A 25422-nucleotide genomic window follows, 5' to 3' on the forward strand; every position below is an offset into this window, starting at 1 on the left:
TCTCAGAGATGTGCGGGTGCGGTGATGCCGAGCTGGTGGAGGCCGTCGGCGAGCACCGTGCCCGTGGCCTCGGCGAGGGCCAGGCGGGCGCGGTGGACGACCGAGGGTTTCTCGTCCCCCCGGGGCAGCGTCGGACACGACGCCTGCCAGCGGAGGAAGGCGTCGGCCAGGCGCTCCAGGGCCCGCGCGAGCCGCTCGGGGTCGCGGGCGCCGACGATACGGGGGTGGTCGGCGAGGGCGGATATCAGCGGCCCGGAGCCGGCGCCGAAGTCGTCGGTGTCGGTGTCGTCGGTGTCATCGGCGACGGCGGGCCCGAACCCGAGGTCGTGGGCGTTGCGCAGCAGGGCGCGGCAACGGGAGTGGGCGTACCGGACCCGGAAGAGGGGGTTGGCCTCGCGCTGCACCAGCAGCAGACCGCGGTCGAGGCCGGGCGGGCTGAGCAGGCTCCAGCGGGCGGCGTCGGGCCCGAGCCGCCGGACGAGCTCGTCGGAGGGGCGCAGGGGAAGCGGCTCGGACTCCGCGTGCCGCTCGAGGACGTCCCGCACGAGCCGCGCGTGCGGGACGCCCGCGAGGGTGATGTTGAGGAACCCGGGACCGGCGATGTCGACCCGGGCGATGCCGGGCTCCCGTACCAGCCGGCGCCGCAGCAGCTCGGCGACCTCCCGGGCGGGCCGTCCGCTCTCCTTGGCCAGCCGCAGGGCGACTTCGGTGGCGTAGTCCCCACTGCCCGGGTGCGGCGGCACCCGGATCCCGACCGCGGCCGGCGCCACGGCGCGCAGCTCGTCGGCGTCGATGGCACGACGCACGGCGCGCAGCACGGTACGGGAGAGATCCGCTGGGGTCACAGGGCAAGCCTAGGGGAGGAAGCGGGTCGCTCCGCCAGCCGGTTTCCCCGATGTTCCCCGGACGTGCCCCTCTCCATCCGTCCTCGGGGCCGGCCGTCTTCACGGTGCACCGTCCGCGCACCGGGCCGTCCTCGTGGTCAGCCGGCCGGCCGCACCACGGCCCCGGCCCCGGCGTCCCCGGACGCCGTCTCCCCCGCCTCCCCCTCGCCCCCGTCACGCACCCCGCGCCCCAGGAGCAGCCCCCACACCATCCGCACGAGCTCCGCCGGTTCGAAGGGCTTCGCCAGGAACGCGTCCACTCCGGCGGGCGGCCCGCCCCCTGTCTCCGCCCCGTCCAGCTGCGTGCACGCGCTGATGATGGCGATGGGTATGTCCCGCGTCCGCACGTCGTCCCGCAGCCGCGCCGCCGTCCGCAGACCGTCGAGCCGGGGCATCACGAAGTCGAGGGTCACGACGTCGGGGCGCACCCGGTGCACGATCTCCAGGCACTCGGCACCATCGGCCGCGGTCACGACCTCGAAGCCCTCGAGCTCGAGATTGACCCTGATCAACTGCCGGATGACCCTGTTGTCGTCGACAACGAGGACCCGGCCGGGCAAGCCAGGCACACCCCGAGGGTAGGCGCGCCCACCGCACCGCGTCCGGGTTTTCCCCACTTCCACCCCCGAGAGCGACCCGGCCCCACCCTCCGGCCCTCCGGCGCCCGTTCCGGAACCCGTTGCCCCGTGCCGGAACCCGTTACGGATCACCCGCCCGGAGCTGGTACTGTTCTTCCTGTCGCCGCGAGCGAGACCGCGACCGGAAGACACGCCCCCGTAGCTCAGGGGATAGAGCAACGGCCTCCGGAGCCGTGTGCGCAGGTTCGAATCCTGCCGGGGGCACTCGCCGGTCAGAGACCAGACATCAGGGTCTGACCAGGGCGGATGCCGATGACAGAGAGCGGGAGTCAGTCTCACTGACTCCCGCTCTCTCTCGTTGTCTCTCACTGTTCGCGCCACACCTCCGACACACTCGTCAGGTCGCGCCGCCCCGCTCCCCGGTCCACCCCATCACCCCCTCGATCTTCTTGTTGTCCTCTTCCTCGCTGTTGTCGATCAGACCTGCGTAGTGGCGATCGATGACCTCCGGGGATGTCCCTGCCCGGCGGGCGACTTCAGCGATCGCAAGCCCCGCCAGAAGCCACTGGGTGATACAGAACGCCCGGCCGGCGTACGGGTTCTCAGCCAAGGGCGAGTGGAACTTGGGCGGCGGGAAGGCATAGGCCCGCGCCTCCACCCAAACCCGGTAGTACGAGGTCGTACCTACCAAGCCGCCCCGCTCGTTCTGGAAGATCCGACCGTCCGGGGCCGTGCCGAACTCCTTCAGGTGCGCCCGGAGCATCCCCACCAGCTCAGGTGGAACGGGGACTGGGCGGTCCGCACCGGAGTCCCGCATCTTCAGCCCCCTCTTGTCGTGCCGTTCCCCGGTATCCGTCCACTTCTTTCCCGACACCGGGCGCGTCTCTCGGAGAGTCAGCACGCCCCACCCTGTTTCCGGCAAGTAGCAATCCTCCAGTCGGAGCCCTACCACTTCCGCCGGCCGCATAGCCGCGTAAAGGATGCAGCCGAAGAACGCGACTAGGCGCCTGCCCCGGTTTCGATTGATCGACCCGACATAGGACACGGCGATAAGAAACTCACGCGCCTGAGTCGGATTCATTAGTATTCGCCGATCGATCGAGGGGCTTCGGGCGGTCGCTGGTCTCTCGAATTCAGCAACGGGGTTCTCGCCCAAATACCCGCTCTGGATCGCATAGGCGATTGCCGCGTTGAAGCAGCGCCGGCGGCGCTTGTAGGTTTCCCTGGCAGCCAGTTTGCCGTCCAGCCTGTAGGTAAGCCGGTAGTGGACATCCTCTGCCACTCCGGGCTTCCTCAGAGCCGACAAAGGCAGGGAGTTACACGCCAACCACGCACAGGCATTCTCCAGGTCCGGCGGCGGCTCTTCGCCCTCGTGGGCTGGCACGACGGCCCACCTCACAGCCCGCCGCACGGCCAGGAGGTCTGGGGCATCAGGTCCCTCTCCCATCATGCCCAAGGCAGCGGACGCGAGGCTGTCGGCGAATCCCTCACGTGTCTTCGCCGCGGCGGTACGCCACCGCCGTTTCATGAATTCGCGCGAGAATTGCCACCAGGTTGGGTCCAGCCTGACCTCGATCTTAGCCGCTTCCATCGCTTCGGCTGCGGCGCGCACCTCGGACTCGGGCAAACCCGATTCGATCTCGAAGGCTTCACCTCGTCGATTCATGGCCTGCCACAGTTCGTTGCGTCGGCTTTCGGCGAGCGGGTACGTGGTGAACGTGTCACCGAACACCTGACCCGCAACAACCCAACGAACGCGCCAGGGCCGCGATTTGCGACCGGTCTTCGAGATTCTCCAGAGGCTGACGTCGAAGGTGTAGCCCGGCCGGGCTGATCCGCGAGGGAGCCTGGCCGGGGTGTTGTTCGCGGCGTTCACGCAGCATCCTCCCGCTCTGCCAACCACCGCTCGTAGTCGGAACGACGAATGCGCACATCCCCGTTCGGCAACTTGATCGATCGGGGACCTTTACCGAGCTGACGCCACCTGTAGAAAGTTGCCGGGGCAACCTTCAGGTCGGCGAGCACCTCTTGGATGGTCAGCTTTTCGTCCGGCACGCGGCCCTTGCTCATATCGACGCCCTCTCTTCTGTTGTGGCTGTGACCGGTCACAGTTGCGCCCGGATTTCGTCAACAACCCGGGTGTTTGAGGTGGCCCGCCGCGGTCAGCGCCGGTGCCATGGGCTGTTCGCAGATGGGGCAGCGCAGTCCCGGATTAGAAGTGGGGTGCGGATTAGCGTCCGCAGCGTCCGCAGCGTCCGGGATCTTGTGCGTGCGCAGGTCAGAGCCTGTGGCAGGTGCGGACGCTAGCGCGGACGCTGAGGGGCCCTTAGCGTCCGCAGCGCCGGTCGTAGCGTCCGCATGATCGTTGTGCGGACGCTGTGCGGACGCTGCGGCCGGGCCAGTGTCCGCGTTAGCGTCCGCAGGTTTGTGCAGGTCAGCGGGGGTTGCGGACGCTGCGGACGCTGCGGACGCTGTTTCGCACCGTACTTCAGATGGGGTGAGGCGGATGAGCCGTTGGCGGACGCGGTCGGGGGTGCGCTGGGTGTCGTCGTAGGCGATGCCGATGGAGCGCAGCAGGGGTGCGATCCGCTTGAGCCGGCCGCTGGCGCGGGTGGCGTCTTTGGGCCACTGGGGGTGGTAGCCGTCAGGCGGTGGGATGACGTCCATGAGCTGAGCTGCGGTGCCCGCCCAGGGGCCATGGGCATCCAGCCAGGCGACCACGGCGGAACCGAAGGGGTCGCCTTCCAGGGCGTCGGCGTTGATGCTCTCGGCGGCGTCGGTGTAGTCGGTGAGGGTGGACCAGCCGGTGACGTGGTCGATGGCGGCGAGCACGCGGGCGAAGTCCGCCAGGCGCGGCTTGCTGTCCAGCGTCACGTTCGGGAGCTCCCGCAGGACGGCGGCGAGTAGGTCCAGGAGACTGCCGATCACGTAGGGCCGGGCGGTGGTGTAGGCGGCGTCCAGTTCCTCTTCGCCGCGGCGGGCGCGGGCGGTGATGGGCTGGAGGTCCAGCAACATCATCCGTTCGGCCAGGTCTCCGGCCAGGGCGCCGGCGTCGATGGTGGTCATCGCCAGGACGCGGCGGAAGGTGAGGACCACCACGTCGTCGTCGCTGTACAGGGCGCGGTCGACGATGCCGTCGCCGGTGACTGCCCGGCACAGGGTGTCGGAGAGCCAGGGCGGGATCGCGCTCACGTTGTCCAGGCACAGGGCCCAGGAGTTGAACGCCTGGACCGACCACGCCTTGATGTCCCGCGGCTGCGAGCGCTTCGACGCCGGGGAGGGGTCGACGAGGTTGACGATCATCTGGGCGGTGTAGGACTTGCCGGTGCCCTGCTCTCCCTTGAAGGTGAGCACCGGGTGGGGGATGTCGGGGATCCAGGCGGCGACCAGCCAGGCGACCAGGCGGTGGAAAGCCGAGTCGTCCATGTTGACCAGGTCGCGCAGCAGCGCGACGCCGTCCGTGCCCTGCTGGGGGACGGGAAGGGGCACCATGGCGCCGGATCGGCGGAAGAGGACCGGGGAACGGCCAGCGACCGTCCAGCCGTCGGCGCAGACGATGACGGCTTTGCCGTCGGCGGTGCCCAGGTCCAGCACGATGCCGTCCTCGGCCCGGGCGACGCGCAGGTGGACCTGGACGGGGTCGGTGGCGTCCGCGATGCCTTCCAGGACGGTCATGGCGTCGGCCAGGGCGCCGGCGGAGGGGACCTGTCCGCCGGTGTCCTCGGTGAACTGCTTGGCGAGCGCGGCTCGTACGCCGCCGCGGCCCTTGAACGGCCGGGCGACGTTGGGGCCGTTGCGGCGTACGCCGTAGGGGCGGCCGTCGGTGGACATCACGAACTCGTAGCCCGCCTTGGCCATGCTGACGAGCTGGGATGCCTGGCTTGGGCCCTTCTCACTCACGAAGACGCCTCCTTCCGGGTGCGGGCGGCGCCCTTGGCCGCGCTGGCGATGGTGCGGCGGGCCGGTGTCTCGGGGTGCCCGCGGGAGACGGCGGCGGCCAGCAGCTCGGCCGTGGCCGTGTCGGGGTCGATGGCGTCGGACTCGAACGCCGTGCGGGCCGCCCAGTACAGCCGGTTGTTGAGATCGTTGGGCCCGCAATTCAGCACGAACCGCACCAACGGCCCGAGATGGCCCCGTGAGCGCCTGACCCCCCCTCCCGGGCCGTTCGGCCCGGCTAGTTCCTGAACGGCCGCCTGGCGGGCCGTCAGAAGGTCGGTGATCGCGGGCGGGGCTTCGGCGATGGCGGACTGGCTGAAAGTGACCGCGAAGCGGTAGCGGCCCTTCGGTCCGAGGGATCCGGGGCCGACCAGGTAGCCGCCCGTCCCCCGGGTGTCGATCCCGGGGGCGAGCAGACCGGCGGTGTTGGGGATCGTCACGTCGGCGGAGGCGGTGAGCCACAGGTGCCAGCCACCGGACGGGGTGGCCACCGTGACCGTACGCGGCACCTGGAAGCCGTGCCGGGCTGCGAGCGCGCGCAGGCCGTCCACGCCGTCCACGCCGTTCTTCCGGTCCAGGTCCAAGCCGAGCAGGCCGGCCGGGCCGCAGGCGATGCCGTAGCCGGCGGCCCACGGCGCCGCCGCGAACAGCGCGCGGACCCGGGCGGGGTCGGCGGTGGCGTCATGGACGCCATGACCCGCCTGCCCGCACTCCCCCGTGCAGGTGGCGGCTGGCTCCGGGTGTGCGCTGGGGAGGGCGGGGAGCTTGCTGCGGGAGAGGGGGAAGACGGCCAGGCCGTGCAGAGTGGCGGCGGTCAGAGCGTGGGCGCGGGCGGCTGCCCACCACGGGCCCGGCCGCTGTGCGCCGGGCATCCGTTGGGTCATGATGGAGACCTCCTTGTTCATACGGGCGGGGAGAGGGGCGTCCGCGGTCTGTGCAGGGCGGCGGGAAAGCCCTGACGTGCTGGGTGCCGCCCACCTTGGGTGTCTCCAGCGACGGGAAACCCGCGGCCGTATCGGCTGCCTCTGGGCATAGGCTCGGCTCATGACTGCGGAGATGGCATGGTGGACGGCCGGGCGCCTCTCGACCCTGGCGGACGAACGGGATTGGCACGATGCGTCACGGCGGGCCGCTGACCTGCTGGCCCCGGCGTGGCCGGCAAGCGGGGCGCTGTGGGAGGAAGTCCACGCGCTGGAAACGCTGAGCTTGCTGGTCTACGGCATGAGTGTCGAGCACGGCTTCGCCGAGTACGTGCCCGCGCCCGATCTGCTGGAGCGGCTGCGCGACCGCGAGGGTCTGCCGGGCTTCATCCGGGACCGTCTGGAGCAGCGTGGCCACCGCATCGACGAGGCCGACGGGCTCGGCAACCTCTTCATCAGGCTCACCGCCCGGCGGAAGGTAGGTGCCCAGCCGTCCCTGGATCTCCCGTCGCTGGAGACACCCAGGGTGGGCGGCACCGCGATGTCCTGGGGGACGGGCTGGGCGGTGCACGCGCTGGAGCTGCCGGGCCGGCTGGCCGCCGCCCGGCAGCAAGGCACCACCTGACCGGCGCTCGCGGAAGTACGGGCGCCAAGAGGGCGGTCTCAGAAGGGTGGTTTGTCGTCGCCCGGTCCGGCGACCGCCCAGGCGTCGGTGGTCGGCGCGCTGCCCCAGCCCGTCGGCTGCTTCTTGGCCGTGGACGGGCCGGTGCTGGTGGTGCGGTGGACGGTGGCGGTGGCGTAGCGGAGGCTGACGGCGATGTCGTCGACGTCGAGGCCGAAGCCGGTGCGCTGGACGCCGTCAGCGCTGGTGTAGTCGAACTGGCGCAGGGCGCCGGTGACGATGACCCGGGTGCCCTTGCGCAGGGTCTCGTTTGCGTTCTGGGCGAGCCAGCGCCAGGCCGTGCAGCGCAGGAACAGGGTCTTGCCCTCGCCCCATTCGGCGCGGTTCTTGTCCCAGACCTTGCTGTTGGAGGCGACGGTGAACGTCACCCACGGGGTGCTGTCAGCGGTCTCGTGGAGTTCGGGGTCGGCGGTGAGGTTGCCGACCAGGGTGATGACGGTCTCTCCGATGGGCATGGTGCGGGCCTCCTAGGCTCCGGCGTGCTCCGATACGGGGACGGGCGGCGCCTCCTGCTCGGGGAGGCGGCCCCAGTGGGTGCCGAGGATCTCGGCGTCCGCGGCGATGGGAACGCCGCGGAAGGACGTGGTCATCACGGCGGTGAGCAGGTCGCGGACGCGCATCGCGTCATGCTCGGGAACCTGCACGATGACCTCGTCGTGGACGAACAGCCACAGCGCGGACGACAAGTCGTGAACGGTGGCGAGTTCGTAGACGGCGGCGACCAGCAGGTCGCGGGCGGTGGACTGGATCGCGTAGTTGCTGTTGGCGTAGGGCCGGTCAGGGTCGGCGGGGATGCGCCGTCCGGAGCCGGTGATGACGGTGGTGGCGTTGGCGATGGTTTTGCCGAAGCGGATCACCTCGGGGTAGGTGCGCTGCCAGCGCTGGATCACCCCGCGCGCCACCCGCACCGGCACCCCGGTCTGTGCGGCCAGCGCCTTGGCGCCGCCGCCGTAGATTGTGCCGAACGTCGCCCGCTTGCTGACGGTGCGCTGTTCCTTGGTGAAGCCGGGCCCGTACATCAGGGTGGCGGTGGCGTCGTGCAGGTCGGTGCCGGAGGCGATGACGTCCATCAGCGTCGGGTCGCGGGAGAGCGCTGCGGCCACCCGGACTTCGACCTGGGAGAAGTCGCAGGCCACCAGCACGTGACCGGCATCGGCGCGGAAGCAGTGCCGCAGCCGGGGGTCATGCTTTTTGAGGGTCTGGAGCGCCGGGGAGGTGATGGACATCCGGCCCGTCTTGGCGCGGAGCGTATTGATCTGCGGGTGCACCCGGTCCGCCCCGTCGGCGGCGGCGAGGAAGGAGCGCAGGTTGGTGATGGTATTGGAGGTGGCGGCCATCGCCCGCCGCGCCTCCAGCAGCTCCCGGCCCTGCTCGGTGATGCGGGCGGTGCCGGCGGCGATGTCCTGGTGGAGCTGGGTGAGGACATCGGCGGTGACCTGGGGCCGTCCCGTCGCCGTCCGCGGCAGCTCCACCCCCTCGACCTGGCCAGCGAGCCACTCGGCGAACCGCGGCGACGCCCCGGGAAACCCGAGGGCGTCGCGGATGCGCTGGGCGGCCTGGTCGAACTCCATCCGGGTGTGGTCCAGGAGGTGTTGGGTGTAGGGGCGGTCGAGGAGCAGGCCGCGGACGGTGATGCCGGTGGACTGCGCGGCCAGCCACTGCTCCATGACCACCAGATGCGAGACCGGCGCGCACCTCGCGAGCAGCAGCGGCAGCAGCCGGCGCACGTAGACCGCGTCGAGACCGGCGTACACGACGTAGGTCTCGTCGTCGGCGGGGATGTGGGTCCAGCCCCAGCTGAGTGGCGTGTTGCCGGCGCGGGAGCCGGTCGGGGCCAGCTCCCGCATCCGCCCGTACAGCGCCTCGCGGGCCTGGACCAGCCCGTCGTCGAGATGCCGGAGGGTGAGGTCTTTCAGACCGTGCCCGGCCCGCTCGTCGGGGTTGATGAGCTTGGACAGCAGGTGGGTGTCCACCACCCGCTGTCCGAGGGCGATACCGAACGCGGACCAGATGGCCAAGGTGTCGTAGTTGGTGTGGGTGACGAACCGCCGCCCGGGGTCGGCGAGCACCCGCTCGATGGCCTCGCGCTGGGCGGGGATGAGGGGGTTGAGCACCCAGGCGGTGGCGGGGGTGCCGAACTGCACGAGGCGGACGCCGGTGCCGGGGCCGAAGTGGCCGGGGCCGCCGTCTTCGATCGCGCGGGTCTCCACATCCAGCCCCAGCACCACATCCGAGGCGGCGAACGCGGCGAACGCCGCCGGGTCGAACTCGGCGTCATCGCGCGGGGCGTGGACGGTCATGGTGTGCCCGGCGTGGGTGCGGGTGTAGGCCGTCACGGTCGCGCCTTGGGCAGAGGGCGGCCGAAGCGCACTTCGACCAAGGGCACGTCGTCCTCGTCGTCCCGGGCCAGCGCGCTCCAGTGCCGCACGCACAGCGCGGTCCGGCAGGGCCCGCCGCCGCGCCGCTCGATGCGATGGGTGGTGGAGTCCGCGAAGAAGACCACGGCCGCCGCGTGCGGGCCGACACCGCACTCGGCGTCGCCACTGGCCATGACGATGCTGCCCGACGTGGTGAGAAGCGGCTGGGCCGCCAGTTCCCTGTCCACGCCGACTCGGCGGGCAGCGGCCACCCGGCGGTTGTGCTGGGACAGGGCACGGTCCCGCTCGCGGCTGTCGCGGTAGGGGCGCGCGGCGACGTATTGGGCTGTTTGATCCGAACGCACAGGGTTACTCCTGTTCGTCTCACCGTGGGGGGGGCACACGCGGGGCACTGCCACAGCAGCCGCACCGCCTGCAGGCACATGGGCGGCGGTCACCGGCCGGGGCCTCAGGGGATTCGCGGTGCCGGGTGGTCAGTGACGACCTGCCGGATGCTCTTGAGGGACGGGCCGTCGTGGGTCCAGGGCTGGTCAGGGGTCTGGGCCAGGCATCGGCCGAAGCGACGAACCCTGCCGGGCGGGCAACCGCGGGAGTGCCAGGTCAGGCGGTACGTCCAGCGATCACCGCGGTGGTCCGGCTGCGCGTCCTGCTCCAGCAACCTGCCCACCTGGACGGTGACGAACGGCTCATCGCTGGAGCTGGTGCCCCACCACACGAGCGTCCGCCACCCGAGCGCGGCAGCGTGGGCAACGAGGTCGGCGGCTGCCTTCGGCAGGGCATATCCGTGGGGCGGAGTGGCGGCCAGCTCCCGGATCCGGCGTTCGAGCGCTGCAAGAGCCGCACGATCGGCCGGACTCGGCGTGCCGCTCTCTCGCAGCCGCGTGAGCAGGGCACCTCGCTCCGCGACCAGGCTCTGGTACTCCCGGTCCTGAGCGCTCTCGCGGACGGTGTCGGTGTCGGGGGTCATGCTCGATCTCCTCCCTTCTGGGGCATGTCGCAGGCGGGGCACTGCCACAGCAGCCGCACCGCCGGCAGGCGCATCGGACGGCGGCAGCGCGGGCAGGGCAGCGGGGCGGGGGCCGGGAGAAGGCGGGCAAGCCAGCCGTACCCGTCACCGGCCAGCGCCGCGTCGTAGAGGGTGGTGTCGGCGGCTTGGTAGCTGACCGCGGGCGGTGTCTCAGGGTTCTGCTGTGGGGCGTTCACGCGGGACCTCCGGCAACGGGATGTCCGTTGAGGGCCCAGGGCGGCCACGTCTCCTGAGAGGCGGGACCGCCCCGAACGCGCTCTTAGGCGATGTCCGCGTCGGAGCGGACGGGTGCGAGGGTGGCGAGCAGGGCGCGGTAGGCGTGGACGGCCTGGTGGATGACGACGCCGTTGCCGAGGATCTTGAGCTGGCCGGAGCGGTCACCGGCGATCCCTCCCCGAGGTCCGGCGTTGGAGATGTCCTGGCAGGGAAAGCCGGCCGTCAGCGCCGCCGGGCGGGGCAGCGATGCCGCCAGCACCGGCCAGTCGACGGCCTTGATGTCGCCCAGGTTGCGGGCGTGAGGCAGGCGGGCGGCCAGCAGTTTGGATGCGGCCGGGTCCTTCTCGCCGACCAGGAACGTCGGCAGGCCGGTGGCGGCTTCCACGGCCAGGTCCAGCGCACCGGATCCGGTGCACAGGCTGATGTTGCCGCCCTCCGGCAGGAAGGGGACGGTTTGGGGCATGCTGAGACCTCCAACAGGTCTGTTCGGACTGGTTGGACAAGGGCGGCCCCCATCTCGCCAAAGATCACGGGGCCGCCCTCGGCGTAGTTAGAAGGGGGCGTTGTACCGGCACCCCGCGGCGGCCACGATCTCCTCGTGGTCGAACGCGAGGAGGCCGGTGTCGTCCAGCGGCACCCAGTGGATGGCGGCGGCGTCATCGGCGGCCTGCGCGGTGGTGTCGTCGGCGACGATCACCAGGTAGGCGACGGTGACGTAGCGCCCGCGCGGGTCGCGGCCGGGGGCGTCGAAGACGCCGATCAGCTCCACGTCGTCGGCGTCGACGCGGACACCGGTTTCTTCCAGCAGCTCACGCACAGCGGCGGCGCGGGAGGTCTCGCCCGGGTCAACGTGCCCGCCCGGCAGAGCTAGCCGTCCCTTGTGCGGCGGGTATCCCCGCTCGATCAGCAGGACGGCGCCGCCCCGGATACACACCACGTCAGCGGTGTAGCGGATCGTTTCGAAGGCTTCGGCCATGTCTTCGGCTCTCCCTTTTCGCAGTCGGTTCAGCCGTGGAAGTGGTTGCGCTTGAAGATCGCTTTGCGGATGGTGACCGTGGTCCCGCCGGTGCCGTGCTCGTGGCCGCGGTGGGCGAAGACCTGGATGGCGATGACGCCGCCGAAGATGACGGCGGCCAGGATGATGAGCTGGGTGATCAGCGCGGTGAGGGCAGCGATGAACGTGGTGAGGAGCAGCAGGCCGCCGCAGACGGCGAGGAAGCCGGCGCCGCCGAGGGCGGCGTTGACGGCCGTGCGGGAGACGGCCGGCTTGGGCGCGACCGGCGCGGGGTGGGCGGGTTCGATGGCGTAGCCGGTGATGACGCGGCCATCGGGCAGGACGACGCTCGCCACCGCCGGCACAGCACCCGGCTGCACCAGCGCGGGCGGCGCGGGCACGGCGACGGGGGGCGGGAACGGGTCGGGCCGGTGGACGTCCACGGCCGTCTCGGCGGTCGGCCGGTGGGGGTGGTCGGGGTGCATGCGGAATCCCTTCCAGGACGTGGTCAGGGAGGCGACGGCACCCCCTTCGGGGTGCGTCCAGAGGGGGTTTCCAAGGCGCTGGCCTGCGCGCCTCCCTGCCTCCCTGGCAGATCATTCGTGCAGGTCAGGGGCAGGGATGCGGGTCAGGGAGGGGTTCAGGGAGTTCTCCCTGACTCCCTGGCCCGCCGGGGGTCGGTTCCCTGTCATCCGTCGGCGGAAGCGGAACCTTCGTCGTTGCGGTTGGCGAGGGCGCGGGCGAGGCGTTCGCGGGCGACGACCATGCGGCCGTCGGACTTGTACGGCTCGGCCCCGGTGCCCTCCAGGACGCGGCGCAGGTCCCCGGGCGTCCACTGGCCGTAGGCGGTGGTGTCCAGGGCGCTGAGGCGTTTGAGGACGTCTTGGGTGTAGAGCCGCTGTGCCTGGCCGAAGACGGCGGCGATGTCGGCGAGCGGGTCGCGTTCCTCGCCCCGGTCGATGACGTGCACGGTGGTGACGCCGTCGCGCAGGGCCTTGGCGCGGTCGGCGATCACCTGGGCGTCCTCGGTGGTGATGTAGTGCGTGCGCACCGTGACGGACGACTGGCCCTTGGGGATCTCGATTCCGTCGGAGGCGACGACCAGGGTGCCCTTGTCCAGGCCGGGCCGCAGCAGGTGCGGGGCGGCGCCGCCGTCAACGGCCTTGTCCCCGAGGGCCATGCGGGCTTGGGTGTCGGTGCCCAGGGCGAGGGAGGCGCGGGTGTGGGCGCCCTCGCGCACCAGCTTGGGCAGGTTCTGGTCGGTGGGGTCCTGCGTGCCCTGCCACAGCAGCACGTTCACCGCACGCCCCTGGTTGTGAATCTTGCGGGCGGCCATGAAGTAGCGCGAGGTGGCGGCCTGACCGCCGTAGGGGCGCTTCTCCTTGTCCTTGACCGGGCACATGAAGGCCACCTGCGCCTCGTCCACGATGACGATCAGCGGCGGGAACTCGGTGCCGGGCGGCTGCTGGAGGCGGCGGTTCATCTCCTCCACCGCGTCCTCCGCCATCTCGGTGACCTGGATGACGTGGTCGTCCGTCGGCCCCTGGATGAGGCGGGTGGCCAAACCGTCGAACATGTTCCAGTCACCGGCGCCTTTGAGGTCGCCCACCCAGAACTGCACTGACCGGTCCAGGGCCAGCCACAGGGCGAGCGCGCGCAGGGCGGCGGTCTTGCCCTGGTTGGACAGGCCGGTGACCAGGACGTGCCGCTGGTAGAGGCTGAGCGCGGCGGCGTCCCCGCGCAGATCCTGCCCCCAGGGTGCCTTGCCGCTCTCGTAGTTCGCCGTCAGGCTCTCGTCCGTGACCAGCGGGGACGGGCCGATCGGCTCGTCCAGCGCGCCGGAATCGGCGATCCACAGCCGCACCGTCCGGGCGGCCTGGGGGATGGTGATGAACACTTCGTGTTCGTGCCTGGTCAAGTTCTCGGCGAGCTTACGCCGACGCTTTTGCACTTCGTTGGTGGCGACGCCGGAGGGGAGGGTGACGTCGACTTCGACGCCGCACCCGGCGATGCGGATAGGGCCGAGCATGGACGCGCCGGCGTCGCCCATCTCCTTGATGGCGTTCCTCAGCGGGGCGACACCGAGGTCGCGCAGGGCCTTGACCACGATGGACGGGGTGATGATCTCTCCTTCGCCGGTGCGGGCCGAGGCGGGCAGGGCCCACTGGGGCGCGGCTTGCTGGTGGCGGCCAACGGCCCACAAGGCGAGCAGGGCCAGGAACGGACCGAGGGTGACCAGCGGCCCCCACACGATCGTCACGATCGTGATCACCAGTTGGATGAACTCGACCACGGCCATGATCGGGGTGATGATCTTGGTGGGGTCCTTGCTGGCGATGGCGAGGACGACGCCGAGGGCCACGAGGGTGCCGATGCCCATGCCGGTGCCGACCAGGGCGCCCTTGGCAGCGTCCACGGGCGAGTGGAGCAGGTCCATGCGGCGCCGGTGGCGGGCCTCGCGGAAGCGCTGCCCGCGCTCCTCCCACTCCGCCGCCACCTCGTAGTTGCCGGCGGCTTCGGCGGCGCGGAGCATGCGTTCGTAGCGTGCGGCGGTGCGGCCGTCCCAGGTGCGGCGGGCCACGATCCGGGCGCCACCGGCAACGTAGAGGCCGTGGCGGGCCACCGCGCGGGCGGCCGTCACAGTCCGCTCGTCCCTCGCCAGCCGCTTCACTGCCTGCCCGGAGCGCACCCACAGGGGCACGGGCGGCTGCGGGGCCGGGTCGGGGACGACGGTCAGGTGCGTCACGGTGCCCGGCTCGGCCGGGGGCACGGCGGGCGGATTGGGGGGAGGGTCGGGGTTTTTGCGCAGGGGAACGACGTTGTCGCCCATGATGGGAAACACTCCTGACTACCTGGAGCAGGGGGCGGGAGTTAGGGAAAGGCCCGGGGTGGCCGCGACCGTGGCAGGGACGGCCACCCCGGGCAGATGCGGCAGGGCCGCGGGTGCTCAGCCGGTCTTGCGCAGCTCGTGGCCGTGGCACAGCACAGGAGCGATCAGCCAACTGATGCCGTTGACGGTCCACCGGCCGTTCGTGAGCGGCCCCGGCGGGACCTCGTCGACGATCCGGCCCGTGCGGCCGACCGCACGCGGGTTGTCCTCGCAGGCCACGATCAGCACCTCGTCTCCGGCCTGGAACATGCTCACCACCACCTTGAGGACTTCTTGGCGGCCTTGGCGGCGGCGGCCTCCGTCACCACGCGCTGGCGCTCGACGTGCAGGGCGGTGATCTCCGCGATCAGCCGGGTCTCGGCCGCGCTCCACACCGACTCCAGCCGGCGGTCGGCGGCATCGGTGCTGCGGCCCTTGATGACCCGGTAGGAGCCGCTGGTCATCGCCATCGCGACGGCCCGGCGCTCCCGGCCGTCCAGCGGCCACATCTCCCGCGCGCGGACGGCCTCCAGCTTGCGGTTGGTCTGCTGTATCGCGCGGTCCAGCCGGCGCGTGTCGGGCTTGCCCATATCGGATACCTCTCAAGGTCTCGAACGGTGCGAAGCAGGTACGGGCCCCGCGCGGCGAGCGCGCGAGGCCCGTGCTCGGGGGTATGAGACGGGGTGGTTCAGAGCTGGTTGGGCTCCAGGGCGAAGAACACGACGTTCGCGGTGGTCAGCCCCGGGTGCTGGCGCGTGATGTCGCTCTTGATGGCCGTGAACACGTCGTGGCGGGTCGACCCGGCCGGCGGCGTCCACGTCCCGGAGCCGGTGACGGACGAGCGGCCGGGGAGTTCCAGGGTGATGATCCAGTGGTGGGAGCCCTGGGGCGGGTTGGAGGGTGCGGTGTTCTGGGTGGTCACAGCGGATCTCCTGGTTGGGTGTGGGTGATCAGGTGGCGCGCTGTTCGTCAGGCGGCTACGCGCTTCCACGCGGCCCTCAGGCGGACTTCGGAGGCGGAGTGGCCGGCCGCCCGGAAGCGGGCGGCCATCTCGCGGTAGGACAGGGGAGGCGTCTGGCTGTGACGGATCTCGTCCACCAGCCCATCCAGCGCCTGGTCCGTCAGGACCGGGCCGGTGTCCAGGGCGGGCGCTACAGGGTCCGTCGGACCCCACACAGGCAGCTCCCAGCGGGGCGTGCCGCCCGGTGTGCCGTCGGGTGTGACGGGCCTCGTCACACTGGCCAGCGCCCTACCGGTCTCCTCGCCCGCCCGGGTGCGCTCCAGCGTCGACCAGGCTTCGGAGAGGGTCTCGGCGGTCTGGGCCTGGACGTGTGCGACGCGTGCCCCGGCCTCCGTCACGGCCGTCAGCCGCGTCTCCTGCGTGGCCGCTTCCGCCCGCAGCCGGGCACGGGCGACGGCCGCCTCGTCCCGGGCTTCTTGCTGGATGTCACGGATGACGTCCAGCGCGTCGGGGGTCAGCGCGGTGCGCTCCCACAGCCCGTGCACCAGCCACATGGACTTCGCGGCCAGCGGGAGCCAGACGACGGCCAGCCACGCCCCCGGGGACGGCTCGGTGAGCGCGTGGGCGACCAGGACGCCGGTCGCCACCGCCCCGAAACACCACCCCGCGCCGGTCACGACACGGGAGTGGTCACCCTGGGCGGCCAAGCGGCGTTCGTAGGCGAGGGTGGCCAGCCAACCCCCGTCGATCCCCAGGCCGACGGTCAGAGCAACGGGCACCGGCACCGACCCGCGCAGCCACATCACCACCACGGCCAAGGTCAAGACCATGGAGACGGCCGTCATCACGACGGCGGGGAAAGCGGTCTTGGCCTTCACGGCGCGCCTCCGCCGCCGTCCCAGGCGGTGTAGGTGACCGGTTCCTGGGACGTCCACGCGCTCAGCGTCTGGGCGGAGTGGCCGATGTCGTGGCCCATGCCCAGGACATCGGCGACGATTACGCGCACGTCGCTGGTCCGGTGCTGCAACAGCAGGTGGTAGGCGCGTTCGTCCTCGTCGCTCAGCCCCGGCAGCGGGATGTCCAGCGCGTCATGCACTGCGCGCAGCAGCGCCACGGCCGCCTCCGGCAGGTCGCACAGGTTGACGGTCGGCTCGTTCACGCCGTACCTCCCGGGACGGTCACGGGCGCGGGGCGGGTGTAGTCGTCCCGGACGAGGTCGGGGTCAAGGTCAAGGAACTGGTGGCGCTGCTCGGCGAGCGCGTCGCCGTGCTGGGCGGCGCGCAGTTCGTCCAGCAGCCGCTCCATCGGGACGCCCGACGCCGTCACGGAACGGGTGGCGCTCACGCGGCACCTCCGCGCACGCTCTGCTCGTCGCGGTTGGCCAGCTCCCGGTAGGCCGCCAGCACCCGGCGCAGCGCCCGGCGGATCCGCTGGACGTCCAGCTCTGAGGGCGTGCGGTCCAAGGTGGTGATCTGCGCGTCCAACAGGTCGACGTCCGCGAGGATCACGGGCATCTCCCGTTCGATCGCGTCCAGCTCGGCGTCCGTCGGCTCCATGAAGTCCGCGAACGCCGTAACGATGTCCTGAACAGTGACGATGTCGGTCATGGGTTGTGGTTCTCCCTAGCAGGTGGCAACGGCCCCAACCGCGCCCCCGGTGTTCCAGCACCGGGGGCGCACGCCGTTGAAGTCGGGATCTCCGACTCCCCGCACTCCCACCCGTACATCCCCACGTTGCGTGGGACGGACGGGCGGGAGAGGCAGCCGGCCGCAGCGCTAGCCGCTGCGATGGCAGGTAAAGAGCGGACCGGGATGGTGTACCGGCGCCCGCCGGCCGGTCCGTCGCGGCGGTGCCCATAGTCTTCGTCGGTGCACTGGATTTCCCGTCAGTTGAGGTCGACAGGGGTGAAGCGGTGCAAGGACGGCCGCGTGAGCGCTCGAAGCGCGGCGGCCGTGGTCTTCCTGGGACATCGCCCGTTTCAGCTCTCACGCGCAACGTGAGGGAGTGCCTAGTCCGTTCGTGGCGACACTCGGAAGCTGTGTCGCCGCGGTCCTATCCACCGACCGGTCATCGCGGGGAGTCGCCCTCGCTCGGGATTCGGTGTCTCAGTGCCAATGCACCCACGGGCCTGCGAAGTTCGGTTCCGCGCCCGTGGACCGCTGTCGAGATTGTTCGCACCGGGTCTGACAGCCGACGGGCTGTGTCTGCCACACCCCTCCGGCCTGACGACCGAAGGGTGGTGCTGGGAGCTCTTACGTCCCCCTGCCGCTCGGACGGCGTGTAAGCGAATCCGGCGGAATCTTGCTGCCTGCTTGCGGCAGGCGTGCATCGGTTCACCCACCAAAAGCGTGGTGTGTATGACCTACCACTCACGGTGGCAGAAGGATTCCGCGTCGTCAACCCGTGGCTTTCGACTCGGAACCGCCGGTCTGCCCCGTGCGGTGGTGGTTCAACTGTCGCTAGGCGACACGCACTTCGGGAGCGTGCACTTGGGGGTGCACTCGTGCACTCCTACGTGCAAACCCTCTACACCCTGGCCGTGACCTGCGTAGAGTGTCGGCGGGTCAAGCCGGTACCACGGCCGCTCTCCGGGGGTTCGATGGCAGACCAGAACGCCAGACTGGCCGCGCTCATGCAGGAAGCTGACTTCTCACGCAAGTCGCTTGCTCGCGCGGTGGTCGCCGCTGCCGCTCGGTCAGGTGAAGGCATCACCTGTGACCACACGTACGTGACCAGGTGGCTCAAGGGCTCCATCCCGCGTGGCAACGTGCCCCAGTTCATCATCGACGCAATCGGGCGCAAGCTGGGGCGTCAGCTCACGATCGATGACATCGGGATGGGTGACGCAGCAGTATCCGCCATACAACCGGACTTGGGTCTTGACTTCGCGGACAGGCCGGAGAGCACGGCCAGGACCGTGACCGACCTTTGGCGCGCCGACCTGGCCGACGCTGAGACACTGGTCCGGGCACTGCCTGATTCTGCGGCCTGGAACACCGCGTCCCTGCGCTGGATCGTGGCCCCTCCGGACGCAGGGTTAACCCGGGTTGGCAACCGGGCAGTCGGCGCCGTCGACGTGGACATGGTGCGCTCGACAACCGACGCCTTCAGCATGCTCGACGGAAAGTTCGGCGGTGGTCACGCCCGACGGGCACTGATTCAGTACCTGCACACAGACGTCCGGCCGATGCTGGACGGGACGCACTCCGATGCCGTGGGCAAGCAATTGCATTCCGCTGTGGCCGAAGCGCTCTTGCTTGCAGGATTCATGTCGTACGACAGCGGCCTGCACGGCATGGCACAGCGGTACTTCATTCAGGGCCTGCGAATGTCTCAGGCAGCCGGTGACCGGCTCCTAGGCAGCAGCATCCTGTCCGCGATGAGCCATCAGGCGACGTTCCTGGGACAGTACCGGGATGCTGCAACTCTCGCCCGTGCTGCGTACACCGGTCCGGCCGGCAGTCTGGGACCGAGGATGGCTGCACATCACCTCGCGATGGAAGCACGGGCCCTTGCTCGCCTTGGCGATGAACGAGGTTGCGACTTGGCCCTGGTGACAGCGGAACACACGCTCGGTCAGCGGACAGCGGATAGCGATCCATCGTACATGATGTATTTTGACGAAATTGAGCTAGCAGCAGAGATCGGGCACTGCTTCCGCGATCTGGGACGCTCTGCTGAAGCCACAGAGCGGGGCGCAGGCGCCCTCTTCAATGACGGCCTGAACAACCGAAGTGACTTCTTTGCGACAGTGGTTCAGGCAGAGTCATACATCATTCACGGCGAAATCGGACGTGGTTTCGACATCGCTCTGAACGCGCTGCGACTTGGCGAGGGATTGAAGTCTGCGCGCTGCGTTCAGTACGTTCGGGAATTCCAGGGGCGCGTCACGGACGGGATGAGGAAGGCCGTGGAGTTCCGCGCATTCGAGGAACGGGCCCGCGACTTCCGCCTATGGCAACAAGCGTGACTTCTAGAACGGCGCCCAGTCTCGGCGCGAGCCACCCAAACGTAGGCTTTCCACCCGCTTCTCAACTTCCTCGGCCGCGCGCGGATTGGCGCCGGCGTTCTGCGAGAGCCACGTGATCATCAGAAGTTCGCGGATACTGCGGAGGACGGCGTACCCGGACCATTCCCGTACGTCGAACCCGTACCCGGCAACGAAATCCGCATACTCGGCTTCAGTGTGCCAGCCGAAGCTGTCGTAGTACATGGCAGTCTGCGTGAGGTCCCACTCACGGGGGCCCGTGACGAACCCGTCCAGGTCGATAATTTTCGGACGGCCAGCCGCGTCACGCAAGGCATTTCCCACGTTGTAGTCACCGTGTAAATGACCCACCGGAAGCGCGAACCTGAGACGGTCGTACTCAGCCGCCAAATCATCGGCCAGGGACCGGAGGTACGCGCGGGTGGCGTCCGAAATAGCGGCATGCCTCAAACGCTGCGCGACCCTATCAAAAGGCCGAAGAGGCGGGAGCAGAAAAGGCGGCGACTTCAATTCATGAAGCCGCCGCAGTAGTACACCCATTTCGCTCGTGCTAGCGTACGTGTCTCCGTCGGCAAGACCTTCCCAGAAGGTCACTGGGTGGCCCTGAACGACGACCGGCTGTTCGGCCACCGTAACGAGTCGCGCTGCCGGATATCCCTCGGCCGCGAGCCACCCAGCCACGGCCACCTCTCTCTGTACAGAGGCGAGCCGATCGGGACTCCGGCCGACCCGGGAGACGATACGACCGCCGTCCACGCGAAACACCGCGTGGTCGCCGAACCGCAGCATATCGATTCCGTCCGGGTCCACGTCCGCAACCTCGCAAGCCTTGCGCAGGATGACGCGCGCCGCATCAGCGTCGAATTCGGTTCGCTCGGTCGTCGTCATGCCGTTTGGGTCCCCCGTCCGACGGGCAACGCACGAACTTCCCGCCCTCGTGCGGCACTCTTACCGATGAGTCCTTGCCCTTCCATCTGCGCGATGGCGGAACGGACGGCCGTCCGGGACGCCTCGAACCGCTCGCACAGCTCCTTCTCGGTGGGGAAACGGTCGCCGACCCTGACCCCGTCAGCCCGCAACAGGTCGGTCACCTTCTCGACCAACGGCCGGCGGTCGCCTGTCCCCGCGACGAACCACCCGGCGCCCTGCACCGACTCGATGACGCCCTCAGCCCTGAGCGCGCCAAGCGCCCGCTCGATGGTGCTTCGGCTCACGTTGTACTCGGCCACGAGTGCCGACTGAGACGGCAGTGCCTCAGCGATCTCGCCCTTTCTGATCTTCTCGCGGAGAGATTCCGAGACCTCCAGGTACGTACCTCGCGGACTGGCCTCCGGCACTTCCGCTCCTCTCACGTCGCTCCATCGCCTCGACGCCAAGGGTCCCACGGTCGCGCAACGGGGACGCAGCCGCACACGAAGACCCTGGTTGGGACGACCGCCGGAGTCGAGAGGGGATCCGCGACACACCTCCGACACAGTCACGGCCCCCGCCCTGCCCGCTCCCGCTCCGCCGCAGGTCAGCGGGTTTTTGGATCTTGAATGACGCAATCTCTCCGGAGCCGTGTGCGCAGGTTCGAATCCTGCCGGGGGCACTTCGCAGGAAGTGCCAAGAGACCCTGCCCTCAACGGAATCGTTGAGGGCAGGGTCTTTTCGTTTGCCTTGTTTGCCTTGTTTGCCGGATCGGCTTGAGAGCCGGCGCGCGGCGCGAACGCGACCGTGCCGTCTTCGGCGGGCTGGTGGCCGGCTCGTGGCTCGGGCACCGTGGGAGGGACGCGGAGGGGGTCTCGGATGCGGGCTCGATTTCGGGTGGTGTTCCGCGAGTACGTGACGGATCCGGACGACGGGGACTGCCTGCGGCGGGCCAAGACGGTGCTCGCGGACCGGTTGGCGTTAGAGGACGGGGACCTCGTCCTGTGGCTCCGGGAGGCGGAGGTCGGGCGGTTCGCGTCGGCGGTCGTCCGAGCCGTGGAGGTCGAGAGCGTTCCGGGGTTCCGGCCGCGGGAGGATCCGCGGCGGCTCCGGGAGCGGCACCCCAACTACGGGCGGCCGTGGAGCGCCGAGGACGACGAGCGGCTGCTCGCGCTCTACCGCGGCGGCGAACGGGATCTGACCGCCCTCGGCGCGGAGTTCGGCCGGCAGCCGAGTGCCGTACGGTCGCGGCTCGCCAGGCTCGGGCTGGAGCAGTTGCTCTGAGGTCCCGGCCCTTGCGGAGCTCCGCCGCCGGCCGGCGGCGGGGCGCACGCGGCGGTCCCGGCCGGTCCGGACGGACGGGACGACGTCGAACAGTGATCGGTTACGCTGACGCCGCCGTACGGTGAACGGCCTTCAGGCCCAGGGGGAGGGCCTGTACGGAGTCCGGTTCCCGGCGTCCCTCCGCACACCGTCCTTTCCCGCGTTCGCGGTGCTCGGGCGCACCTGAGTGTGTCAGCCGTGGACCGCCGGGTCCGCCGGGCGTGACACCGGCCCGCGGCACCTGGACACGCGACGTAGGAGACATGGATGGCGGGCCGATCCCCCGACGCACCCGACGAGCAGCCGACGCGGGCGGACGTCTCCTCCGAAGAACGTGATCGGAACGGTCGTTCCGGGGAACGCGGAGCGGGCGCCTCTGCCGGTGAGGACGCGGGTGGGGGCGCTGCGGCCGGGGCCGGTGCGGAGCGCTCGCGCGGCTCCCGGGCGGCCGGAACGGCGGGCGGCGCGGGGCGGGGTGCCGCGGCCGCCGCGGGCCGTACGGGTACGGCCGGTGCCGCCGGCTCGCGGGAGGAGGCGGACCGCGAAACCGCCCCTGACGGAACGGACACCCTCGCGGGCGATGCCCCTGCCGCGAGCGCCGGGCCTTCGGCTACGGTGCGGGAAGCGGCCGGCGCGGACACTTCCGACGCTCCGGAGGGGGCCGCCGGGGCGAGCGGCCCTCGTGCGAAGGAAGGCATGGAAGCCGGTACCGCGTCCCCCGCGGATGGTGCGCACGGCGACGACCGCGCGGTGGGGCGGGCAGCGGACCGCACGTCCGCCTCCGATGCCACCGAATCCGTGTCCGGCGCGGGCGCCGATGCCGCGTCTTCGGGCCAGGTGCGGTCCGCTGCCGGGCCGGAGGCCTGCGCTTCCGGCGAGGCCGAGGCGGGGTCCCGCCGGCAGGGCGCCGCGCGTGACGCGGCGGACGGCGCCCAGGCACGGCATCGCGCCGAGTTCGCCGGCCAGGTGCCACCCAACGGCGAGGGCGGACCCCGATCCGGTGATGAGACCGAGACCGATACCGGTGCGCCCACCGCTCGTCGCGAGGACGCGGCCGGAACCACGTCCAGCACCGACAGCGGTGCCTCGGCCGACGCCGAAGGCGCCACCGAACGGGTCCTCGACGCCGGAAGCCGCGCCGCGCCGCACGGCGCGGCCGAGGCCGAGGCGAGCAGCGGAGGCACTCCCCGGTCCGGGGCCGAGAGCGGTCCCGGACCCAAGTCCCTTACCGGGGGCACCGCACGTACCGAGCCGGGCAGTGCGGGGAGCGCGGACGCCGAAGGCGAGCCGGCTCTTGAAGACGGCGATTCTCCCGCCGCCTCCGCGGACCGGGCCAAGGCCGACGACGCGGACAAGACCGTGTCCGCGTCGCGAGTCGGGGACAAGCCCGGCACGGACGAGACCATTGAAACCGGCGAGTTCGGCGAGAACGCCGGCCCTGGCCCCTCGGACAAGGCGGGCGGCCCTGCCGCCGTCGTCTCCGGCAAGGTCAAGGACCGGGCCGCGGCCGACTCCGGCAGCACGCCCGGGGAGGCCAAACCCGCAGCAACCGAGGACAAGCCCGATACCCCTGCCGCCAGTGAGGCCGACGCCGACGGCACGGACAGGGTAGAGACCAGCAGCAAGCCCGAAAAAGCCGAGCCCAAGGCCAAGAACAAGCCGGACGCCCCTGCCGCCGGTGAGGCCGACGGCACGAACGGGGCAGAAACCGACGGCGAGTCCGAGAAGGCCGAGTCCACCGCCAAGGACAAGCCCGACGCCCCGGCCGCCGAAGCCACCGGCAAGGTCCAGGACCCGGCCGACGACGAGGCCGAACCCGGTGGCACGAAGGGGGCGGAAACCCGCAGCAAGTCCGGGAAGGCCGAAACCGCAGCCAAGGGCACGCCCGCCGGCGAGGCCGCCTCTGCCTCCCGCAGTGGGGGGACGGCCGGGTCCGCGTCCGAGGGCGACGGTGAAGCCGGCGTCTCGGCCGGTCCTGAAGCCTCGGACGGAGTCCGGCCGGGCACCGGCGGCGTGGCCGAGCCGGAGTCCCCTGCCCAGGGTGAGGCGCCGGCGGAGGGTGATGCCGATGCCCGGGCGGAGGCGGACGGCGCCTCCGCCGGATCCGAGTCCCGCGCCACGGATGGCGCGGGCAAGGCGCGCGGGAGCGCGGGGTTCGAGGGTGAAGGGAAGGCGAGCGCCGGTGGCAGCGGCGGCGACGCCGCCAAGCCCAAGGGCGCGGCCGCGGCAAAGTCTCCGGCCGCTTCCAAAACCAAGGCCGGCAGCGGTGACGGTGCCGTTCGGTCCGGGGCGGTAGCCCAGGGCTCGTCCGGTGGGTCGGTCAAGGTCGCCGTTCCCGCGCCCGGCCCGGCGAGTGTCGCGGGGAAGGCCGACGGTGGTGTCCGTGACCAGGGCGACGCCTCAGGTGCCGAGCCCGCCGGCGCGGAGGTGCGCGGCGCGGGCGTGCGGCGTGTGGCCCGGGAGGTCGTGCGGCGGCCCGTCGCGCTTGCCGGGGCCGTTCTCGCGCTGCTCGTCGTCGTGTTTCTGGTCGTGCAGATGGTGCGGCCGTTGCCCGAGCCCGAGTTGAAGGTGCGGAAGGCCGCCGCGACGGTCACCGTTCCGGGGGGTCGGTTCGCCATTCCGTGGCCGGGGAAGGGGCAGGGGGCCGTCATGGTCGCCGGGGGCGGGACCATCGGGACGTTCGGGGCCGAGAAGCCCGTTCCCACGGCCAGTGTCGCCAAGATCATGACCGCTTACGTCATTCTTCGTGAACATCCCCTGGCCAAGGGCGAGCGGGGGCCGCGGATCACCATCGACGCCAAGACCGTGACGGACGGGACGGCCGAGGACGAGTCCCGGGTCGAGGGGCTCCAGGAGGGGCAGTCCTTCAGCGAGCTGGACATGCTGCGGATGCTGATGATCCCGTCGGGGAACAACATCGCCCGGATGCTCGCGCGTTGGGACAGCGGGCCGAAGGGCGAAGCGGCGTTCGTGCGGAAGATGAACGACGCCGCCAAGGCGCTCGGCATGCGGAACACCACCTACACCGACCCCAGCGGCCTCGGCCGCGGGACCGTCAGCACCGCCGTCGACCAGCTCAAGCTGGCCGACGCCGTCATGAAGTCGGACGCGTTCCGGTCGGTCGTCTCCATGGTCGGCGCCGACATCCCGGGCGCCGGGCACATCGACAACAACAACGCCCCGCTGCTCACCGCCGGCCTCGGCGTCGAGGGCATCAAGACCGGCTCCAACACCCCCGCCGGCGGCACGCTGTCGTGGGCCGCGCGGGCCACCGTGGACGGGAAGGAGCGGCTGGTCCTCGGCACGATGATGGACCAGCACGTCACCGGCCCGGACCCGAACGGCGCCAACAGCCTCGCGCTGGTACTGGAGAACAGCAGGAAGGTCGTCGCGGCCGTCCGCAAGGGGCTGACCACCGGCACCGCCGTGCGCAAGGGGCAGGTCGTCGGGCATGTCGACGACGGGTTCGGCGGCCGGACGCCCGTCGTGGCCGCCAAGGACCTCATTGTCGTCGGCCTCCCGGGGCAGCGCGTGCGCGTCGCCTTCCGCGACGGCGGCCGGGCCCTCGCCCGTACGGCCGGGCGCGGGACCGTCGTCGGCGAGCTCACCGCGAGCACCGTGGACGGGTCCGCGGCCGGGAAGGTGCCCGTCGTGTTGAAGTCGGCGCTCAAGGAGCCCTCCTTCGGTACGCGGATCACCCGGGTCGGTTGATTCGACAGTGGCCGAAGAGGTGACGTGGGCGCGGCACCGGCCCCGG

At 70.9% G+C, this 25422-nt stretch carries 28 protein-coding genes and 1 tRNA gene; 5 read left to right on the forward strand and 24 right to left on the reverse strand.

What is annotated here, in order from left to right; translation table 11 throughout:
* Nucleotides 1–2: 2 nt before the first annotated feature.
* Nucleotides 3–845, reverse strand: a complete 843-nt coding sequence (nrtL, locus tag ACH4PU_RS01740) for an ArgS-related anticodon-binding protein NrtL (RefSeq protein WP_398264483.1) — start codon at nt 843–845, stop codon at nt 3–5.
* Nucleotides 846–982: 137 nt separating this feature from the next.
* Complete coding sequence (locus ACH4PU_RS01745) at nt 983–1444, reverse strand: PleD family two-component system response regulator (protein WP_398265322.1); 462 nt, start codon at nt 1442–1444, stop codon at nt 983–985.
* Between the two features lie 210 nt (nt 1445–1654).
* Here ACH4PU_RS01745 and ACH4PU_RS01750 point away from each other — a divergent pair.
* A tRNA-Arg gene (locus ACH4PU_RS01750) sits at nt 1655–1726 on the forward strand.
* Between the two features lie 133 nt (nt 1727–1859).
* Here the strand turns inward: ACH4PU_RS01750 and ACH4PU_RS01755 are convergent.
* From ACH4PU_RS01755 to ACH4PU_RS01770, 4 genes are read right to left on the reverse strand one after another with little or no spacing between them, the layout of a single operon-like run.
* Nucleotides 1860–3338 carry a tyrosine-type recombinase/integrase gene (locus tag ACH4PU_RS01755; protein WP_398264485.1) on the reverse strand — a complete coding sequence of 493 codons (1479 nt, stop codon included), beginning with the start codon at nt 3336–3338 and terminating at the stop codon, nt 1860–1862.
* Nucleotides 3335–3532: a helix-turn-helix transcriptional regulator gene (locus tag ACH4PU_RS01760; protein WP_398264487.1), complete on the reverse strand. Its 198-nt coding sequence runs from the start codon at nt 3530–3532 to the stop codon at nt 3335–3337. The genes ACH4PU_RS01755 and ACH4PU_RS01760 overlap by 4 nt, the downstream gene beginning before the upstream one ends.
* A gap of 57 nt (nt 3533–3589) precedes the next feature.
* Complete coding sequence (locus ACH4PU_RS01765; RefSeq protein WP_398264489.1) at nt 3590–5362, reverse strand: ATP-binding protein; 1773 nt, start codon at nt 5360–5362, stop codon at nt 3590–3592.
* Complete coding sequence (locus ACH4PU_RS01770; RefSeq protein ID WP_398264491.1) at nt 5359–6282, reverse strand: bifunctional DNA primase/polymerase; 924 nt, start codon at nt 6280–6282, stop codon at nt 5359–5361. Before ACH4PU_RS01770 ends, ACH4PU_RS01765 begins: the two co-directional genes overlap by 4 nt.
* A 160-nt stretch (nt 6283–6442) precedes the next feature.
* On the opposite strand from ACH4PU_RS01770, the gene ACH4PU_RS01775 reads away from it, so the two are divergent.
* On the forward strand, nt 6443–6943 hold the full coding sequence (locus ACH4PU_RS01775) for a hypothetical protein (protein WP_398264493.1): 501 nt from the start codon (nt 6443–6445) through the stop codon (nt 6941–6943).
* Nucleotides 6944–6981: 38 nt separating this feature from the next.
* On the opposite strand, the gene ssb is transcribed toward ACH4PU_RS01775, so the two are convergent.
* The 16 genes from ssb to ACH4PU_RS01855 form a co-directional block, all read right to left on the reverse strand.
* A complete protein-coding gene (gene ssb / locus ACH4PU_RS01780) occupies nt 6982–7455 on the reverse strand; it encodes a single-stranded DNA-binding protein (protein WP_398264495.1) in 474 nt (157 codons plus the stop codon).
* A gap of 12 nt (nt 7456–7467) precedes the next feature.
* Nucleotides 7468–9336, reverse strand: coding sequence for a DNA polymerase (locus ACH4PU_RS01785; RefSeq protein ID WP_398264497.1), 1869 nt, complete (start codon nt 9334–9336; stop codon nt 7468–7470).
* Nucleotides 9333–9722 (reverse strand): hypothetical protein, encoded by a 390-nt coding sequence (locus tag ACH4PU_RS01790; RefSeq protein ID WP_398264499.1) that lies wholly within the window; start codon nt 9720–9722, stop codon nt 9333–9335. The genes ACH4PU_RS01785 and ACH4PU_RS01790 overlap by 4 nt, the downstream gene beginning before the upstream one ends.
* A 104-nt stretch (nt 9723–9826) precedes the next feature.
* Nucleotides 9827–10345 carry a hypothetical protein gene (locus ACH4PU_RS01795; protein WP_398264501.1) on the reverse strand — a complete coding sequence of 173 codons (519 nt, stop codon included), beginning with the start codon at nt 10343–10345 and terminating at the stop codon, nt 9827–9829.
* The gene (locus ACH4PU_RS01800) at nt 10342–10581 is read right to left on the reverse strand and encodes a hypothetical protein (RefSeq protein WP_398264503.1); all 240 of its coding nucleotides are present in this window, start codon (nt 10579–10581) and stop codon (nt 10342–10344) included. Before ACH4PU_RS01800 ends, ACH4PU_RS01795 begins: the two co-directional genes overlap by 4 nt.
* Before the next feature lie 83 nt (nt 10582–10664).
* The gene (locus tag ACH4PU_RS01805) at nt 10665–11084 is read right to left on the reverse strand and encodes a DNA cytosine methyltransferase (RefSeq protein WP_398264505.1); all 420 of its coding nucleotides are present in this window, start codon (nt 11082–11084) and stop codon (nt 10665–10667) included.
* Nucleotides 11085–11171: 87 nt separating this feature from the next.
* Nucleotides 11172–11597, reverse strand: a complete 426-nt coding sequence (locus ACH4PU_RS01810; protein WP_398264507.1) for an NUDIX domain-containing protein — start codon at nt 11595–11597, stop codon at nt 11172–11174.
* 29 nt (nt 11598–11626) lie between these two features.
* Entirely contained in the window at nt 11627–12100 is a 474-nt protein-coding gene (locus ACH4PU_RS01815) for a hypothetical protein (RefSeq protein ID WP_398264509.1), read from the reverse strand.
* Between the two features lie 203 nt (nt 12101–12303).
* On the reverse strand, nt 12304–14445 hold the full coding sequence (locus ACH4PU_RS01820; RefSeq protein ID WP_398264511.1) for an ATP-binding protein: 2142 nt from the start codon (nt 14443–14445) through the stop codon (nt 12304–12306).
* A 117-nt stretch (nt 14446–14562) separates the two neighbouring features.
* Nucleotides 14563–14754 carry a hypothetical protein gene (locus tag ACH4PU_RS01825; protein WP_398264513.1) on the reverse strand — a complete coding sequence of 64 codons (192 nt, stop codon included), beginning with the start codon at nt 14752–14754 and terminating at the stop codon, nt 14563–14565.
* A 2-nt stretch (nt 14755–14756) separates the two neighbouring features.
* Entirely contained in the window at nt 14757–15074 is a 318-nt protein-coding gene (locus ACH4PU_RS01830) for a hypothetical protein (RefSeq protein ID WP_398264515.1), read from the reverse strand.
* 98 nt (nt 15075–15172) lie between these two features.
* Nucleotides 15173–15406 carry a hypothetical protein gene (locus tag ACH4PU_RS01835; protein ID WP_398264517.1) on the reverse strand — a complete coding sequence of 78 codons (234 nt, stop codon included), beginning with the start codon at nt 15404–15406 and terminating at the stop codon, nt 15173–15175.
* A gap of 47 nt (nt 15407–15453) precedes the next feature.
* Complete coding sequence (locus ACH4PU_RS01840; protein ID WP_398264519.1) at nt 15454–16323, reverse strand: protein spdB; 870 nt, start codon at nt 16321–16323, stop codon at nt 15454–15456.
* Complete coding sequence (locus ACH4PU_RS01845; RefSeq protein WP_398264521.1) at nt 16320–16604, reverse strand: hypothetical protein; 285 nt, start codon at nt 16602–16604, stop codon at nt 16320–16322. The genes ACH4PU_RS01840 and ACH4PU_RS01845 overlap by 4 nt, the downstream gene beginning before the upstream one ends.
* The gene (locus ACH4PU_RS01850) at nt 16601–16789 is read right to left on the reverse strand and encodes a hypothetical protein (protein ID WP_398264523.1); all 189 of its coding nucleotides are present in this window, start codon (nt 16787–16789) and stop codon (nt 16601–16603) included. The genes ACH4PU_RS01845 and ACH4PU_RS01850 overlap by 4 nt, the downstream gene beginning before the upstream one ends.
* The gene (locus ACH4PU_RS01855; RefSeq protein WP_398264525.1) at nt 16786–17052 is read right to left on the reverse strand and encodes a DUF6284 family protein; all 267 of its coding nucleotides are present in this window, start codon (nt 17050–17052) and stop codon (nt 16786–16788) included. The genes ACH4PU_RS01850 and ACH4PU_RS01855 overlap by 4 nt, the downstream gene beginning before the upstream one ends.
* A 992-nt stretch (nt 17053–18044) precedes the next feature.
* On the opposite strand from ACH4PU_RS01855, the gene ACH4PU_RS01860 reads away from it, so the two are divergent.
* Nucleotides 18045–19415: a hypothetical protein gene (locus ACH4PU_RS01860; protein ID WP_398264527.1), complete on the forward strand. Its 1371-nt coding sequence runs from the start codon at nt 18045–18047 to the stop codon at nt 19413–19415.
* Between the two features lie 3 nt (nt 19416–19418).
* Here ACH4PU_RS01860 and ACH4PU_RS01865 read toward each other — a convergent pair whose 3' ends face one another.
* Together ACH4PU_RS01865 and ACH4PU_RS01870 are read right to left on the reverse strand one after the other, a co-directional pair.
* Nucleotides 19419–20321: a phosphotransferase enzyme family protein gene (locus ACH4PU_RS01865; protein ID WP_398264529.1), complete on the reverse strand. Its 903-nt coding sequence runs from the start codon at nt 20319–20321 to the stop codon at nt 19419–19421.
* The gene (locus tag ACH4PU_RS01870) at nt 20318–20770 is read right to left on the reverse strand and encodes a GntR family transcriptional regulator (RefSeq protein WP_398264531.1); all 453 of its coding nucleotides are present in this window, start codon (nt 20768–20770) and stop codon (nt 20318–20320) included. The genes ACH4PU_RS01865 and ACH4PU_RS01870 overlap by 4 nt, the downstream gene beginning before the upstream one ends.
* A 451-nt stretch (nt 20771–21221) precedes the next feature.
* Here ACH4PU_RS01870 and ACH4PU_RS01875 point away from each other — a divergent pair, with 451 nt between their 5' ends.
* Together ACH4PU_RS01875 and ACH4PU_RS01880 are read left to right on the forward strand one after the other, a co-directional pair.
* Entirely contained in the window at nt 21222–21626 is a 405-nt protein-coding gene (locus tag ACH4PU_RS01875; protein ID WP_398264533.1) for a hypothetical protein, read from the forward strand.
* Between the two features lie 735 nt (nt 21627–22361).
* Nucleotides 22362–25376 carry a D-alanyl-D-alanine carboxypeptidase gene (locus ACH4PU_RS01880; protein ID WP_398264535.1) on the forward strand — a complete coding sequence of 1005 codons (3015 nt, stop codon included), beginning with the start codon at nt 22362–22364 and terminating at the stop codon, nt 25374–25376.
* Nucleotides 25377–25422: the final 46 nt, after the last annotated feature.

The sequence above is a fragment of the Streptomyces sp. NPDC021100 genome (genome assembly GCF_044333095.1).
Classification (GTDB): Bacteria; Actinomycetota; Actinomycetes; order Streptomycetales; family Streptomycetaceae; genus Streptomyces.

Excerpts from the sequence above, each read along its gene's own strand:
- ACH4PU_RS01760 (WP_398264487.1), bottom strand. The coding sequence starts at position 3,532 with ATGAGCAAGGGCCGCGTGCCGGACGAAAAGCTGACCATCCAAGAGGTG.
- ACH4PU_RS01770 (WP_398264491.1), bottom strand. The coding sequence starts at position 6,282 with ATGACCCAACGGATGCCCGGCGCACAGCGGCCGGGCCCGTGGTGGGCA.
- ACH4PU_RS01775 (WP_398264493.1), top strand. The coding sequence starts at position 6,443 with ATGACTGCGGAGATGGCATGGTGGACGGCCGGGCGCCTCTCGACCCTG.
- ssb (WP_398264495.1), bottom strand. The coding sequence starts at position 7,455 with ATGCCCATCGGAGAGACCGTCATCACCCTGGTCGGCAACCTCACCGCC.
- ACH4PU_RS01795 (WP_398264501.1), bottom strand. The coding sequence starts at position 10,345 with ATGACCCCCGACACCGACACCGTCCGCGAGAGCGCTCAGGACCGGGAG.
- ACH4PU_RS01805 (WP_398264505.1), bottom strand. The coding sequence starts at position 11,084 with ATGCCCCAAACCGTCCCCTTCCTGCCGGAGGGCGGCAACATCAGCCTG.
- ACH4PU_RS01810 (WP_398264507.1), bottom strand. The coding sequence starts at position 11,597 with ATGGCCGAAGCCTTCGAAACGATCCGCTACACCGCTGACGTGGTGTGT.
- ACH4PU_RS01815 (WP_398264509.1), bottom strand. The coding sequence starts at position 12,100 with ATGCACCCCGACCACCCCCACCGGCCGACCGCCGAGACGGCCGTGGAC.
- ACH4PU_RS01820 (WP_398264511.1), bottom strand. The coding sequence starts at position 14,445 with ATGGGCGACAACGTCGTTCCCCTGCGCAAAAACCCCGACCCTCCCCCC.
- ACH4PU_RS01825 (WP_398264513.1), bottom strand. The coding sequence starts at position 14,754 with ATGTTCCAGGCCGGAGACGAGGTGCTGATCGTGGCCTGCGAGGACAAC.
- ACH4PU_RS01830 (WP_398264515.1), bottom strand. The coding sequence starts at position 15,074 with ATGGGCAAGCCCGACACGCGCCGGCTGGACCGCGCGATACAGCAGACC.
- ACH4PU_RS01855 (WP_398264525.1), bottom strand. The coding sequence starts at position 17,052 with ATGACCGACATCGTCACTGTTCAGGACATCGTTACGGCGTTCGCGGAC.
- ACH4PU_RS01860 (WP_398264527.1), top strand. The coding sequence starts at position 18,045 with ATGGCAGACCAGAACGCCAGACTGGCCGCGCTCATGCAGGAAGCTGAC.
- ACH4PU_RS01865 (WP_398264529.1), bottom strand. The coding sequence starts at position 20,321 with ATGACGACGACCGAGCGAACCGAATTCGACGCTGATGCGGCGCGCGTC.
- ACH4PU_RS01875 (WP_398264533.1), top strand. The coding sequence starts at position 21,222 with ATGCGGGCTCGATTTCGGGTGGTGTTCCGCGAGTACGTGACGGATCCG.
- ACH4PU_RS01880 (WP_398264535.1), top strand. The coding sequence starts at position 22,362 with ATGGAAGCCGGTACCGCGTCCCCCGCGGATGGTGCGCACGGCGACGAC.